At 73.6% G+C, this 12933-nt stretch carries 11 protein-coding genes and 1 tRNA gene; 4 read left to right on the top strand and 8 right to left on the bottom strand.

Annotated elements, in window-relative coordinates; all coding sequences use genetic code 11:
- Positions 1-12: 12 nt before the first annotated feature.
- The 4 genes from ACIQU6_RS02410 to ACIQU6_RS02395 all read right to left on the bottom strand — a co-directional run bounded on the left by ACIQU6_RS02410 (position 13) and on the right by ACIQU6_RS02395 (position 4889).
- Entirely contained in the window at positions 13-921 is a 909-nt protein-coding gene (locus ACIQU6_RS02410) for an alpha/beta fold hydrolase (protein WP_403479759.1), read from the bottom strand.
- A gap of 117 nt (positions 922-1038) precedes the next feature.
- Positions 1039-1869 (bottom strand): ABC transporter ATP-binding protein, encoded by an 831-nt coding sequence (locus ACIQU6_RS02405; protein WP_403479758.1) that lies wholly within the window; start codon positions 1867-1869, stop codon positions 1039-1041.
- 120 nt (positions 1870-1989) lie between these two features.
- Positions 1990-3444, bottom strand: coding sequence for a penicillin-binding transpeptidase domain-containing protein (locus tag ACIQU6_RS02400; protein WP_403479757.1), 1455 nt, complete (start codon positions 3442-3444; stop codon positions 1990-1992).
- Positions 3441-4889: an FtsW/RodA/SpoVE family cell cycle protein gene (locus ACIQU6_RS02395; protein ID WP_403479756.1), complete on the bottom strand. Its 1449-nt coding sequence runs from the start codon at positions 4887-4889 to the stop codon at positions 3441-3443. The genes ACIQU6_RS02400 and ACIQU6_RS02395 overlap by 4 nt, the downstream gene beginning before the upstream one ends.
- Positions 4890-5259: 370 nt before the next feature.
- Between ACIQU6_RS02395 and ACIQU6_RS02390 the strand changes: the two genes are divergently transcribed.
- Together ACIQU6_RS02390 and ACIQU6_RS02385 are read left to right on the top strand one after the other, a co-directional pair.
- Positions 5260-6558, top strand: coding sequence for a cytochrome P450 (locus tag ACIQU6_RS02390; RefSeq protein ID WP_403479755.1), 1299 nt, complete (start codon positions 5260-5262; stop codon positions 6556-6558).
- A 445-nt stretch (positions 6559-7003) separates the two neighbouring features.
- Positions 7004-7936, top strand: a complete 933-nt coding sequence (locus tag ACIQU6_RS02385; RefSeq protein ID WP_403479754.1) for a helix-turn-helix transcriptional regulator — start codon at positions 7004-7006, stop codon at positions 7934-7936.
- Here ACIQU6_RS02385 and ACIQU6_RS02380 read toward each other — a convergent pair.
- From ACIQU6_RS02380 to ACIQU6_RS02365, 4 genes are all read right to left on the bottom strand, one after another.
- Positions 7933-8388 carry an NUDIX domain-containing protein gene (locus ACIQU6_RS02380; RefSeq protein WP_403479753.1) on the bottom strand — a complete coding sequence of 152 codons (456 nt, stop codon included), beginning with the start codon at positions 8386-8388 and terminating at the stop codon, positions 7933-7935. The two genes, ACIQU6_RS02385 and ACIQU6_RS02380, sit on opposite strands and share 4 nt — an antisense overlap.
- A gap of 152 nt (positions 8389-8540) precedes the next feature.
- The gene (locus ACIQU6_RS02375; RefSeq protein WP_403479752.1) at positions 8541-9806 is read right to left on the bottom strand and encodes an MAB_1171c family putative transporter; all 1266 of its coding nucleotides are present in this window, start codon (positions 9804-9806) and stop codon (positions 8541-8543) included.
- Positions 9799-10320: a hypothetical protein gene (locus ACIQU6_RS02370; protein ID WP_403479751.1), complete on the bottom strand. Its 522-nt coding sequence runs from the start codon at positions 10318-10320 to the stop codon at positions 9799-9801. The genes ACIQU6_RS02375 and ACIQU6_RS02370 overlap by 8 nt, the downstream gene beginning before the upstream one ends.
- Positions 10321-10848: 528 nt before the next feature.
- Positions 10849-10920: transfer RNA gene (locus tag ACIQU6_RS02365), tRNA-Arg, on the bottom strand.
- Positions 10921-11177: 257 nt separating this feature from the next.
- Between ACIQU6_RS02365 and ACIQU6_RS02360 the strand changes: the two genes are divergently transcribed.
- Positions 11178-11681: a response regulator gene (locus ACIQU6_RS02360; protein ID WP_403479750.1), complete on the top strand. Its 504-nt coding sequence runs from the start codon at positions 11178-11180 to the stop codon at positions 11679-11681.
- A 121-nt stretch (positions 11682-11802) separates the two neighbouring features.
- Positions 11803-12834, top strand: a complete 1032-nt coding sequence (gene nrtL, locus ACIQU6_RS02355; protein WP_403479749.1) for an ArgS-related anticodon-binding protein NrtL — start codon at positions 11803-11805, stop codon at positions 12832-12834.
- The last annotated feature ends 99 nt before the right edge of the window (positions 12835-12933 follow it).

Raw genomic sequence — 12933 nt, 5'->3', positions numbered from 1 at the left:
CCCAGCCCGCCCTCAGCCCGACTCCGCCCCGTCCGTCAGGAACCCGCTCAACTCCCCGTCCATCTCCGCCGACCGCAGCTCCGGCAGCGCATGGTGCCCCACCCCCGGCACCGTCACGACCCGCGCCCCCGGCAGCGCCCGCCCCGCCGCCGCAACCACCTTCCGCGCGTCGTGCGCCCGACTCTCCCCGGCCACCAGTACCAGCACCGACGCCCCGGCGGCCGCCAGGCGGGCGAGCTCCGGTCGCGCCCCGGTGACCGGCCGGACGCCCCGGAACTCCCGTTCGCCCTTCCCCATCAGCCGCACCAACTCGGGCGCCACCCCCGGACCGTCGCCGCACTCCCACGCCAACAACCGCCGGGCCCCGGCCTCTCCGGGCCGGACCAACAGCGGCACCGCCCGCACCAGATACGACACCCGGTAGCCGGCGAAGACCTGCGTCGGATCCAGCAGCACCAACCGCTCCACCCGGTCGGGCGCGTGCACCGCATAGCCCGCCGCGATCCAGCCCCCGTACGAGTGCCCCATCAGCGCGACCCGGTCGAGCCCGAGCCCGTCCAACAGCCCGTCCAACCAGGCCATCAGGTCGGCCGGCCGGCGCAGCGGCCGCCCTGCGGGCACGGTCAGCCCCGGCGTGCCCGGCACGTCCACCGCGTGCACCCGGTGCGTCCGGGCGAGCTCGGCGACCCGCGCGTACCAGCCGGCGGAGGTGGGCCCGCCGCCGCCCAGCAGCACGAGCGGCGGCCGCCCGACCGCCCCGCAGGCGTTCACCCGCGTGGTCCCGAACTCCCCCTGGCACGCGACCGGTTCGACCGGCACCGGCCAGAGCGCCAGGGCCCGTTCGTACGCGGTGCGGAACGCCGGGGACGGCGAGGACGCGGAAGGGGCGGCGGGACCGGAGGGGGTGGGGCTCGCGGACACGGGTGCCTCCGGTGTGGAGAGGACGGCGGACGGACGTCCGGACGGGTGCGGTGCCTGACCCGACGCGGCGCGTCACAAGTGACGTCCTCGTGCGGTCAGTTGGCGATCGTACGCCGCCTACCGCCGCCCGGACCGGGCCAGCCACCGCCCGTCGTGGCGGGACACCTCGATCGGCCGCCCGAAGCACGCCGTCATCCGCTCGCCCGTCAGCACTTCGGCGACCGGCCCGAGCGCCTGCACCCGCCCGTCGCGCAGCAGTACCGCCCGGTCGACCGCCGGGGACAGCTCCTCCAGGTGGTGGGTGACCGTCACCGTCGCCAACTCCGGCCGCCCCACGGCCAGTCGGTGCAGCGCGTCGATCAGGTCCTCGCGGGACGGCAGGTCCAGGGCGTTGAACGGCTCGTCGAGCAGGAGCAGCGACGGGTCGGCCATCAGCGCGCGGGCGATCAGGATCCGGGCCCGCTGGCCGCCCGAGCAGACGCCGAACGGCCGCTCCGTCAGCTCCTTGCAGTCCAGCTCGGCCAGCAGCTCGCGGGCCCGTTCCCGGGTCTCCTGGTCGTACGCGCGCCACAGCGGCTGCACGGTGCCGGTCGCGCCGGTCAGCACCACGGTGTGCGCGGTCGCGTCCTGCGGCACCTTCTGGGCGCTGGACACCAGGCCGATGGCGGCGCGCAGTTCGCGCACGTCAACGCGGCCGAGCCGGTGACCGAGCACCTCGACGGTGCCGACGGTGGGGAACATCAGCGCGCCGATCAGCCGCAGCACGGTGGTCTTCCCGGCGCCGTTCGCGCCGAGCAACGCCCAGTGCTCGCCGGCGCGCACGGTCCAGTCGATGCCGTCGAGGACGACCTGGTCGGTGGTGTAGCGGCGGACGCCGACGCCGGCGAGGGCGGCGATCACCCGCCCCGCGTCCGGGGGTTGGGGGTCCGGGGGCTGCGTGGGAGTCATCGCGGAAGGCTAGCTGTGTGTGGCACGTTTTCGTTGGGGCGTCCGCGACGTGGACCTGCGGTCGGCCGTGCCCCCCGTTATCGGCCTTCCCGCCGGGGGCTGGGCGTCGTGGTCCGCTGGTCAGTGGAGGCCAGCGGTCAGTACCGCCCGGGCGATGGGGCCGGCGCTGCCGCCTCCGCTGATGTCGTCGCGGTCGGCCTCCGCGTCCTCCACGACCACCGCGACCGCCGCCGTCGGCTCGTGGCTCTCGCGGTCGCGGACCCAGGCGATGAACCAGGCGTACGGGGTGCCCTCGTTGCGCACCCCGTGCTGGGCCGTCCCCGTCTTGCCGCCCACGGTGTACCCGTCGATCGCCGCGGTGTCCCCGCTGCCGTGCTCGACGACCTCGGCCATCAGCTCCTGGAGTTGCTGCGCGGTGGCCGGACTCATCACCTGCCGGGTGGGCCCCCGGGGGCCGGTGCCGACCGTCACCCCGTGCGCGTCGGTGACCCGCTCCACCAGGTACGGCGGCGTCAACTGCCCGTCGTTGGCCACCGTCGACGCCACCATCGCCATCTGGAGCGGGGTGGCCGCGGTGTCGTACTGGCCGATGGCGGACAGCGCGAGCTGCGCCGGGTCCAGGTCCGTGTCGAAGGTGCTCGGCGCGACGGGGGAGGGCAGCCGCAGCCCGGCGTCGTCGAAGCCGAACCGCTCTGCCGTCCGGACCATCGTGCGCAGCCCCACGCCGACGCCCAGTCGCGCGAAGACGGTGTTGCAGGAGAGCCGGAACGCCTCCCGCAGGCCGATGTGTTCGCAGCCGTCGGTCGGATTGCCCAGTGGGGTGCGGGTGCCCGGCAGGGTGTACGGGTCGGGCACGTCCAGCGGGGCGTCGAGGTCCTTGACCAGCCCGGACTCCAGCGCGGCCGTCGCGGTGACGACCTTGAAGGTGGAACCGGGCGGATAGGTCTGCCGCAGCGCCCGGTTGAGCATCGGCCGGTCCGCCGCCCCGTTCAGCCGGCGCCAGGCGGCGGACACCGAGCGGCCGTTGCCGGAGAGCTCGCCGGGGTCGTACGAGGGCGAGCTGACCAGCGCCAACACCCGCCCGCTGCGCGGCTCGACGGCCGCCACCGCGCCCTTGCGGCCGGCCAGCCCGCGGTACGCGGCGCGCTGCATCGCCGGATCGACGGTGGTCTCGACCCGGCCGCCGGGTGGCCGCCGGCGGGTCAGCCGGTCCCACCAGGGGAACCCGGCCAGCCGCTCGTCGGTCCCGGCGAGGATGCCGTCCTCGGCGCGCTCCAACAGCGAGGTGCCGTACGTCTGCGAGGCGAAGCCGGTGATCGGCGCGTACAGCGGGCCGTCGGCGTAGGTGCGCTCGTAGCGCAGCCGCCCGCCGCTGTCCCGCGACCCGGTGACCGGTCGGCCGCCGACGACGAGCGCGCCGCGCGGCTGGGCGTACCGGGCGATGGCGGGCCGCCGGTTGGCCGGGTTCGCGGTGTAGCCGTCCGCCTCGAAGACCTGCACCCGGACGGCGTTGACCAACAGCGCGGTCAGCAGCAGGAAGGAGAACGCGGCGGTGTGCCGGATGCCGCGGATCACCGGGCCGCCCCGACGGCGTCCGCGGCGGCCCGCGCCGGCCGGACCGGGGCGGGCGCCCGTGGCCCCCGCGCCCGGTCGCTGAGCCGCACCAGCAGCGCGATGATGATCCAGTTGGTGACCACCGACGAACCGCCCTGGGCCAGGAACGGCATCGCCATCCCGGTCAGCGGGATCAGCCCCATCACCCCACCCGCGATCACGAACACCTGGAGCGCCGGCAGCACCGCCAGCCCCACCGCCAGCAGGCTGCCGAACGCCTCGCGCAGCCCGAGCGCCGCCCGGTACCCGCAGGCCGCCGGCAGCGCGTACAGCACGAACAGCGCGCACAGCCCGGCCAGTCCGAGCTCCTCGCCCACCGTCGCCAGGATGAAGTCGGACTTGCGCGCGAATCCGATCAGCGACGAGTGCCCCTGTCCCAGCCCCGTCCCCAGCGTCCCGCCCGCGGCGAACGCGAACAGCGACTGGGCCAGTTGCCCGGGCCCCCGGCCCGCCGCGATCCCGGCGAACGGATGCAGCCAGTCCGCCACCCGGCCGTGCACATGCGGCTCCAACGCGCCCACCGCCGCCGCCCCGGCCGCCGCCAGCAGCACCCCCACCGCGATCCACCCGGTCCGTCCGGTGGCGACGTACAGCAGCACGACGAAGACCCCGAAGAACAGCAGCGAGGTCCCCAGGTCCCGTTCGAGGACCAGCACCCCGACGCTCACCAGCCAGATCGCGACGACCGGGCCGAGCACCCGCCCGGCCGGCAGCCGCAGCCGCCACACCACCTTGCCGGTGTCCGCCAGCGCCTCCCGGTTGGCCGCCAGGTACGCCGCGAAGAACACCGTGATCAACACCTTGGCGAACTCGGCCGGCTGGAGCGAGAATCCGGCCACCCTGATCCAGATCCGTGCCCCGTTGACGGCCGGGAAGAGGATCGGCACCACCATCAGGGCCAGCGCCAGCCCGGCGCACCCGTAGGCGCAGCGCTGGAGCACCCGGTGATCCCGCAGCCCGGCCACCACCGCCATGAACAGCGCCACACCCACCGTGGACCACACCAACTGCGCCGGCGCGGCGTGGTCGTGCGCCGTCTCCAGGTCCAGCCGGAAGATCAGCACCAGCCCGAGCCCGTTGAGCAGCACCGCGGTCGGCAGCAGCAGCGGATCCGCGTACGGGGCGCCGAACCGCACCGCGAGGTGTGCCAGCAGCGCCAGGCCGCCGAGCCCCGCCGCGTACCGCAGGGCCCCGCCCGGCACCGCGTGCGCCCGCGCCAGCCCCACCACCAGGTAGCCGCAGAAGCTGATCAGCACCGCGCCCACGAGGAGGGCCAGTTCGACGCCGCGCCTCTTGGGCCGGGCCACCGCCGCCGGCACGTCCCCCGCCCGCACCTCCGTCGCCTCCGCCCCGTCCGCCACATCCACAGCGGCAACGTAGCAAGCAAAACGGTGTATTTCGGTCATGCCGCCCGCTCCGTCAACCCCTCCCGCCCGACGGAACACGGACGGAATACGGCCGGGACACGGGTGGCCGAAAGTGCTCGCCGTCCCCTAGGGGAAGAATCAGGGACCTCACAGGGCGCGGGGCGCGGCCGTTCCGCGACCGACCCCGACGGCAGTTTGTAAACTCGGGCAGAACGAAAAGCAGAAGGCCGAGCTCGTCACGCTGATGCGGGCGACCGAACGCACCGGTCGACGCCATGGACCTGTGCCATGGCGCCGCACGCGAGGGGCTATGGCGTACGACACCGAGCACGCCAGTGAAGGTCCCGCGCCGTTTCGGCCCACGGGGGCGGCCGAGCGCGGGTGACCGTCCCCCGCGACGAAAGGCAGTATGAGCGCCATGACGACCCTCCGTTCCCGGATCTTCGCCTGGGCCGGCCGCCTCTACCTGGCGAGAACGCGGAAGAAGGGCTTCGACCTCTCCCGCATGTCCTTCCTGCCGGACTCCGTCCTGATGCCGTTGCGCCGGGACGGGCTCGACCCGGTCCCCGACCTCGCCGCCGTCCGCGAGCGCGAGCCCATCAGCAAGCTCCCGGTGCCGATAGCCGCCAACGTCTGGCTGGTCACCGGCTACGACGAGGCCAGGGCTGTCCTCGGCAACGGCCAGGCGTTCAGCTCCGACTTCACCAACCTCGTCGGCAAGGCCGGCGCCGGCGCCGAACAGAACCCCGGCGGCCTCGGGTTCGCCGACCCGCCGGTGCACACCCGCCTCCGCCGGCTGCTCACCCCCGAATTCACCATGCGCCGCCTGAACCGGCTCACCCCGCGCATCCACGACATCGTCGAGGAGCGCCTCGACGCCATGGAGCAGGCCGGTCGCGACGGTGAGCCGGTGGACCTCGTCGCCGCCTTCGCCCTCCCCATCCCCTCCCTCGTCATCTGCGAGCTCCTCGGCGTCCCCTACGAGGACCGCGACGACTTCGAACGCCTCAGCGCCGCCCGCTTCGACCTCTTCAGCGGCGCCAACGCCTCCTTCGGCGCCATATCCGAATCGCTCGCCTACTTCCGCGAGGTCGTCAAGAAGCAGCGCGCCAACCCCGGCGACGGCCTGCTCGGCATGATCATCCGGGAGCACGGCGACTCGGTCTCCGACGAGGAGCTCGCCGGCCTCGCCGACGGCGTGCTGACCGGCGGCTTCGAGACCACCGCCAGCATGCTCGCGCTCGGCGCCCTGGTCCTCCTCCAGGACCCGAAGCACTTCGCGGCCCTCAAGGACGGCGAGGACGTCGTCGACGCCTACGTCGAGGAACTGCTGCGCTACCTCACCGTCGTCCAGGTCGCCTTCCCCCGCTTCGCCCGCGAGGACCTGGAGGTCGGCGGCGTCCACATCGCCGCCGGCGACGTCGTGCTGTGCTCCCTCAGCGGCGCCGACCGCGACGGCGAACTGGGCCCCGACATGGAGCAGTTCGACCCCCAGCGCGCCAAGGCCCGCTCCCACCTCGCCTTCGGCTACGGCATCCACCGCTGCGTCGGCGCCGAGCTCGCCCGCATGGAACTCCGCGCCGCCTACCCCGCCCTGGTCCGCCGCTTCCCGACCATGCGCCTCGCCGCCCGCCCCGAGGACCTGGCCTTCCGCAAGCTGTCGATCGTCTACGGCCTGGACTCGCTGCCGGTCCGCGTGGACGGCTGACGGGCGCCCCAACCCCGGGCAACGAAAGATCCCTTGATCGGCAGCGCGCCGGTCAAGGGATCAGTGCTGTGTGGGGAGAAGGCGGGAGGGTCACGGACGCCGAGGGGCCCAGAAGGGGGCGAGGAGAAGGTCGGGCCGTCGGCGGCCGCAAAACCCGGAAGCGAAACGCCAGTTGGGGACAAGACAGGCAGCGCCTCCCCCGTGCGCGCTGCCTGTCCTGCCCCTCACCCGGCCATCCGCCGCGCCACGGCGCGGAGTTCGGCCCGGTGCAACCGGTGCCACCGACGAGGAAGGTGTGAGGGGAGCCGGGCGGCGTCCCGACCGCACCTCGCGTCGGCTAGATTGAAGTTATCCCGATTCGGTGAACCGATCAAGTCGTCGTTTCAGGCGCCGGTGACTAGAGTTCGTAGATCGAATCCAAGCCCGTCGCCCAGGAGTAACTGCCATGCCCGCTCGTCGATTCGACGGTCGCCGCGTACGCGCCGTACGCCGAGCCGCCGAGCTAGTCCAGTGCCAGGTGGCGCAGGCGGTCGGCGTCCGGGACACGGCCGTGGCGAGCTGGGAGACCGGTCACAGCTCACCGCCCCCGGAGAAGCTGCCGGCGCTCGCCCGCGCCCTCGGACGGGACCTCGACGAGCTGTTCCCCCGGGACGGCCTCCCCGATCTCGCCGATCTGCGCGCCGACGCCGGCTATGCGCAGCGCGACACCAAGGCCGTCACCAGGACCAAGAGCACCGGCGCGGTGGCCAACGCCGAACGGGGCCGCAGACGCCTGGGCGACGCCCTCGTCCAACCCCTCGCCGCCGCCTACGGGGTGAGCGTCGAGGCGCTCCTGACCGCGCAGGAGCGCTCGTTCGGCCACGAGGTCCCCGCGCCCCCGTCCCGACCGACCGCCGAGCCGACCACCAGGCCGGCCGTCGAGTCGGCCACGGAGACCGCCACCGGGCCCTTTGCCGGCCAGGAGCCGCGGTCCATCGCGGAGAAGATCGCCGGCCTGCTGAGGCTCTCGAAGCCCGCCGCCCGCCCCACCCACGCCGAGCTCGCCACTCGCGGGAACGAGCGTTTCGGCCAACCCGTGCTCTGCGAACGGCTCGTCGCCGAACTGCACTCCGGGGCGGTGACCGAGGCCCCACCCGAGGCCCTCAAGGCGCTGGCCCTCGCCCTCGACGCCCCCGAGCTCTTCTTCTCCAGCCACGACCGCGAGGTGGACCGGATCGTCAGCGGGATACGGCTGGTCAGGGACGGCTTCACCGGCATGGCGGCGCGCGGCCGGGACGGCGGCGTGCCGGCCGAACTCATGGACTACATCAGCGAGATGTTCCAGGAGATCCGGCGCACCGAACTCCCGGACCCGCCACACCCGTCGGACCGCCCCTAGCCCGCCGTCACCTCGACGTAGCGCTGCTGCCCGTCCTCGCGGGCGGCCAACGCCGCCTCCCAGGCGACGCTCATCGGCGCCGGAATTAGATCCGGCCCGACCTCCCGCGGCGCCACGAAACGGTGCTCCGCCAGCTCCTCGGACTGCAGCACCATCGACTCCTGCTGGGCACCGGTGAGCGTGCCGCCGTCGAAGACGTAGTAGACGTGCGAGCCGCGGCCGGGGACGGTCACCCACGCGCTCACCAGCAGCGGGCCGACCGCCGGCTCGACGCCCAACTCCTCGCGCAGCTCCCGCTCGCAGGCCGCACGCGGCAGTTCGCCCTCGTCGATGCGCCCGCCCGGCAGGTTCCAGGCCGGCTTGTAGGTCGGCTTCACGATCAGCACGCGGCCGTCCTCGTCGGTGACGACGGCCCCGGCCGAGGCCCCGACACGGGCGTGAGCAGCGCTCATGGGTGACTCCTGAGATATGTCGTTGGTCGACCGGAAGGTGGTGGAAGCCGGTCGACCGGAGGGTGGTCGGTGGTCAGTCGGTCGCGCGTCGGTGGGCGGAACCGCGGTGGGGCGCGCGTCGGTTGGTGGGGCGCCCGCCGGGCGTCCGCCCGTCACGCCGGCGTCGCCGCGCCCAGCAGCCGGACGGTGGCCGTCGGGTTGGCGCTCGCGTAGGCGTCGGCCACCGTCAGCAGCCACGGCACCTCCGCGGCGAGGCTCTCCCCGCGGCCGGAGGGGAACGGCACGGGCGAGCCGACGGGGCGGTCGGCGCTCGCCATGGCGGCCCGGATCCAGTACGCCTCGGCGACGGCGTCCGCGGGCCGGCCGTCCGTCTCGGCCGCCGCCAACTCCGTGGCGTGCCGGTACAGATCCTCCGGCGCGCGCCGGCGCAGTTCGTGGATCGCGTCCCGGATCTCCGTGACGTACCGGCCGAGCCGGATCTGCGGGGACGCGTCGTGCGCGAAGATGTCCCGCGCCGCGTTGAGCGGCGCCGCCAGCCGGCTGCCCGGCAGGATGCGACTCGGCGGGTACAGCACCAGATCGGGTACCACGAACGCCAGGTCGCGCCAGAGCCGGTGCAGCCGCCGGATCGCCGCGAGGGTCCGGTAGCGCAGCACGGCGACGTGGATGGTCGGGGCGATCACGCCGATCGCCCACAGGAGGAACGCCCCGTACAGCAGGGTGTCGGTCACCGCCTCCTGGACGGCGGCCGGCCCCTCGGGCATCGGGCTGACGGTGTTCCAGACCGCGCAGACGGCGCGCACCACGCAGTACAGCGTGGCCACGGCCATGCCGTCGGCCATCAGCCACAGCCCGACGCGCAGCGTGCGGCGCGGCGCGTGCCGGGCCTTGCTGCCCCACTGGTACCCGCACAGGGCGGTGACGGCGCCGGAGTAGAGGTAGAACAGGCCCATGTACACGGCCAGTCCGGGCTCCCCGGCGTGCCGCTCCATGAAGTACGGGGAGGTGGGGACCTCGGTGCGGTGCAGCCAGAAGAGGAAGACCCCGGCCATGACGGCGATGGTGAGCGCGCAGGCCCACCCCGCGTGCCGGTGCACCGCGGAGGTGATCCGGACCCGACGGCTCGGCTCCGCGCCCGAGGCGAGCTCCCCGGCGTCGACTGCCGTGAGGTACCGCAGCAGCGTGCACATCGCCGCGATCGTGATGGTGTGCTTGAGCAGCGTGGCCAGGTCGGCCACGCCGATGTGGTCGACGAGGAACCTGCCGAGCGCGGTGCGCATCAGCCAGGCCAGCGCCAGCGCGGTGAACGTGCCCCACAGGGAGCGCTCCCGGGCCCGGCCCCGCAGCGCGGCGGGCGCCCGCCACAGGGCCTGCACCAGCAGCAGGCCCACGATGGTGTAGGCGATCGCATCAGTCACGGGGGCTCCTGCCGGGATGGGTGAGGGTGTCGTCCAGTGCGCGCAGCGCACCGTCCTCGATGAACTCGTCGCTGTACGCGATGTGGTGGATGAGGTCCGCCACGGTCTCCGCGCGGGCCTCCTCGCGGGTGCCGTAGCGCCGGCGGGCGGCCGCCTGCCCGCGCCCCACCAGCCGGTCGACCAGTTCGGCGGACGGATCGCCCGCCACCTGGTCCAGCACCTGCGAGGTGACCCCGTCGGCGTCGTCGCACCACAGGTGCCCCAGCTCGTGAAGGATGATCTTCTCGCGGTGGAAGCGCGTGGTGCTCTCGACGTGCAGGATCAGATCGAGCGGCAGGGTCTCGTGCTTGAGCCACAGCCCGCACAGCCCGGTGCTCCCCAGCAGCCGGTCCGGCAGCGGCACGAGGCGGATGCTCCGGCCGCGCGCCGCGGCGATGTTCGCCACCAGGCCGTCGAGGTCGAACGGACGGGGAACGGGCATCTCCTCGACGATCCGCCGGGCTTCCTTGCGCACGGCACGGTGGTTGACCGGCCTCCCGCCTTCTTGGCGACGCCTCCTCCACCGCATGCGACTGGTTCCCTATACCCGTAAGCCCCGGAATCGGCAGACCAAACGATGGCAGCGCGTCATCCAGTCCACTCGATGAGTCGAAGCGACATTAGGCGATTTCCGGTTGCTCTTGTCAAGTGCGGGATTCAAACCCTTGAACACCTTGAATTCCCAGGTGAATTAGCTTCCTGGTCGTTGCATCATCGCCCGCCGCTCGTTGCGGCCCAACGCCCTCGACCGTGGCCGGTACCACGCGCCCCGAGGACTGCGTCCCCGCCAACTCGCCCGCGCCGCCCACGGATTCCCGGCACGTCCGCCAAGAGCCGCGGCCCCGGCCCCAGTTGGTGACCGCGAGCGACGGCGGCCGGGCGTTCGCGAGGCATCAGAACCGCCCGACCCAAACGAAAAAGCCGGACCCAGTGAGACTGGATCCGGCTCTTCCTCTTGGCATCTGCGCTGACCCATCGCGCTCTCGCGGCGGTCGAAGCGAAGTGCCCCCGGCAGGATTCGAACCTGCGCACACGGCTCCGGAGGCCGTTGCTCTATCCCCTGAGCTACGGGGGCTTTGCCGCTCGTTGCGGCGACGGGTAGAACACTACCAGCTCCGCCGGGGTGGTCATGAACGTTCCCGTGGTCAGGGCCGGGAGCGGGGTCCGGGGGGCGAGGAAGGGCGCCCCCGGGGACTGTTCGACGGATCAGGGTCGGGCGGTCCTAGCGCATGGCGGCGGGCGGTCGACGACGGTCGCGGAAACGTCCCCCGCACGAGGACGGAAGTGGGCAAAACCCGGACGCAGCCGCGGGGCCGCGCCTAGTCTCGTGGTGTGCCTGGCTTGTCCGGTCGGATCCTTGTGGTCGATGACAACAAGGTGATCCGGCAGTTGATCAGGGTCAACCTTGAGCTGGAGGGCTTCGAGGTCGTGACCGCGGCTGATGGTGCCGAGTGTCTGGATGTCGTCCACCGGGTCAGACCCGACGTGGTGACCCTGGACGTGGTGATGCCGCGGCTGGGCGGACTGCACACCGCGGCGCGTTTGCGGTCAGACCCGCGCACCTGGGACATCCCGATCGCCATCGTCAGCGCCTGCTCCCAGGGCGAGGTGGACAACGGGGAGTCGGTGGGCATCGACGCGTTTCTGGCCAAGCCGTTCGAGCCGACGGATCTGGTGCGCACGGTGGGGATGTTGGTGCGCGAGGGGCGGCGGGAGCGCAGGGGGTGCGGCGGCCTCGCGGAGGGCGCCGGGGGAGCGGAGAACGGGCGCCCGGGCGGGGGCGCGTGGGGGAGCGACGGCGAGCCGGGGGCCGGGGGCGATCGGGCCGCCGGATGACGAACGACGGAGCGGGACGGGTCCCGGTCGTCGGGTGGGGAACGGGCGGTGGAGCGGGCCGGAAGTCCACAGGACGAAACCCGTTCGCGTGGGCACCCCCTTCCTCCCATACGCTGGTGCTGTGACCCCGGAAGAGCTCTCCCACACCGTCCTGTGCTCCGTGCGCGGGGCCGTTGCGGAGCGGGAGCTCTCCGTGTCGGTGCCGGCGCGGATCGTGGTGCAGCCGCCGCCCCGCCCCGGCTGCGGGGAATACGCCTCCAACGTCGCGCTGCAACTGGCCGGCCCCGCCGGGCGGCCGGCGCGCGAGGTCGCCGAGATCCTGCGGCGGCGCCTGACCGGACGGGACGGCATCGCGCGGGTGGAGATCGCCGGGCCGGGATTCCTCAACTTCCACCTGGGCGGCGCGGCCGCGGCCGGCCTCGTCGCGGACGTGTTGGCCCAGGGGGAGCGCTACGGCGCACCCCCGGCGCCGGGAGCCGCGGGGCCCGGCCGGCCCGGCGGCCCGGCGCGCTTCGCCGGGCGGTGGGCGCGGGCCCGGGCGGCCGTCGTCGGCGAGGTGCTGGCACGGCTCGGCCGGGCCGCGGACGCGGAGGCGGACGCTCCGGAATCCGACGGGGAACTGGCCGGTCTGGTCGCGCGGCTGGGCAGCGACGAGGCGCGCTGGGCGCTGCTACGGCCCGCCGCGCACGACCCGGTGCGGCTGCCGGAGCGGCCGGTGCAGCACGAGGACAACCCGCGGTTCCGCGTCCAGTACGCCCACGCGCGCACGCGCGCCATGGTGCGGAACGCCGCCGAGTTGGGCTTCGCCGGCGCAGCGGGCGACGTCCGCGGCGAGGCGCCCGCGGCCGACCACCGGCCCCCGCAGGACGCCCCGACGTCCCCGACGCTCCAGACGCTGGAGACCTGCCTCGGCACGTATCCCACCGCCACCGCGACCGCCGCCCGACGGTGCGCGCCGGATCGCGTGGTGCGCCATCTGGAAGCCACCGCGGACGCCTATCTGCGGTGGCAGGAGGAGTTCTGGCCGCTGCCCGTCGGCGGGGAGAAACCCTTGGCCGTGCACCGCGCCCGGGTGGCCCTCGCCGAGGCCACGGGGACGGTGCTGGGGAACGGCCTGCACCTTCTCGGCATCTCTGCTCCTGAACACATCTGAATCCGGAGACCTCCGATGCATGCGTCCGACGTCGTGCGAACCGCACCGGTGGCCGTCCCGATCAGCACCTCTGAACGATCTTGAGGGGACCGTTTCCGT

This window comes from Streptomyces sp. NPDC090442 (genome assembly GCF_044769405.1).
In the GTDB taxonomy this organism is placed as follows: Bacteria; Actinomycetota; Actinomycetes; order Streptomycetales; family Streptomycetaceae; genus Streptomyces.
The sequence above is the reverse complement of the archived record's forward strand: the minus strand, read 5'-3'. Positions and strand labels throughout refer to the sequence as shown.